Source organism: Paracoccus sp. (in: a-proteobacteria), from assembly GCF_047973135.1.
GTDB lineage: Bacteria > Pseudomonadota > Alphaproteobacteria > Rhodobacterales > Rhodobacteraceae > Paracoccus.
The window spans coordinates 1-1,589 of record NZ_JBKEBL010000035.1; the positions used below are offsets into that span (position 1 = coordinate 1).

The 1,589-nt window shown below is 65.9% G+C and carries 1 protein-coding gene; it reads left to right on the forward strand.

The features are described 5' to 3' along the window. Nucleotides 1–1,497 (forward strand): VapE domain-containing protein (locus ACK5L9_RS03385; RefSeq protein ID WP_416910040.1); only part of this gene is annotated, 1,497 nt, incomplete at its 5' end. Nucleotides 1,498–1,589 lie beyond the last annotated feature (92 nt).

A 1,589-nucleotide genomic window follows, 5' to 3' on the forward strand; every position in this document is an offset into this window, starting at 1 on the left:
CTGTTCCACCCCGACCTGCCGGATTTCGACACGCGACGCGGTTGGCCGGGGCTGATCGCATTGCCACGCCTGGTGGATGGCACTCGCGCGCAGGGTATTCACCGGACCTTCCTGCTCGACGACGGCAGCGCCAAGGCGCCAGCCGGGAAGAAGATGCTGGGATCGGTAGCGGATGCGGCCGTGCGCCTGTTCGCCATGCCTGCGGACGGCCACCTCGGCATCGCTGAAGGCATCGAAACAGCATTGGCAGCACATGCCCTGTTCGGCACCGCTGTCTGGGCGGCACTCTCTGCCGACGGGCTCGCGCGGTTTCAGTGGCCGACGGGCACGACGCGGATCACGATCTATGCCGATGCTGGCGATGCCGGTCGTCAGGCGGCCGCCACGCTCTCAGACCGGCTGAACCGGGCCGACATTCCGAACCAGATCGTGGTCCCGCTCAATGGCGACGATTTCAACGACGATCTGATGCGCGGAGCGCGTGCGGCCGACTATCGCCCGGAGATTTCGGCCGACGAGCCCGTCGGTATTGAGGCATCGACGACAGTGGCGGCCCCGGCACTCGGCGATCCGGACGCGCTGATTTCCGCCGCCGAGGCGCTGACCAACCCGCCCGAACTCGCGGCACTCTCCAGCCTTCTCGGTCGCCTTGCGCTGGCCCGGCTCGATCCGCTGCCTGAACGCCAGATCCTCGCCCGGATCAAGACCGCGACCGGCATCTCCATGTCGATCCTCGACAAGCAATTGACGGAACTGCGCCGCCGCGTGCATGCGACGGGCGATCCACAGGGCAGGATTGCGCGCCCTTCCTGGTTCGGGCGGCTGTGCCAGGACTTGTCCGGCACGCCCGAGCGCAACGAGGCCAATGTGATCATCGCCCTGTCCTCGGATCCGGTCTTCGCAGGGCTCCTGGCCTTCGACGAGTTCGCCCAATCCATCGTGGTGCGCCAGCCGCTCCCCTGGGATGATCCGGCCATCCGATTTCCGCGCCCCTGGGACGATGCCGACGATGTGCGCACCGCCGAGTGGTTGCAATTGCGCGGGCTCAACGTCGCTCCGATGGTTGTCGGCCGTGGTGTCGGCGCGGTGGCCCGCGACATGCGCATCCATCCGGTTCGCGACTGGCTCGACACCCTGAAATGGGACGGCACGCCCCGTATCGAGACCTGGACCAGCACCTACCTCGGTGCAGCGCCGACATCCTTCCATCACACCATCGGCGCGCTCTGGCTGATCTCGGCCGTGGCCCGGATCTACCGGCCCGGGGTGAAGGCCGACCACATGCTGATCCTTGAAGGGCCGCAGGGCGCGCGCAAATCCACCGCGATCAAGGTGATGGCGGGCGAGGACTGGTTCACCGACGAACTGCCCGAGCTTGGGTCCAAGGACGCGGCCATTAAAACGCAGTGCGTCTGGATCGAGGAAATTGCCGAACTCGATGCCATCGGACGGGCCGAGGTCTCGCGCATAAAGGACTTCATGACCAGAACAACCTAACGTTTCAGCCCGCACTATGGTCGCTACACCTTCGAGGTGCCGCGACAATGCGTCTTCGCAGGAACAGTGAACCCCGACACCAATCAGCGCGA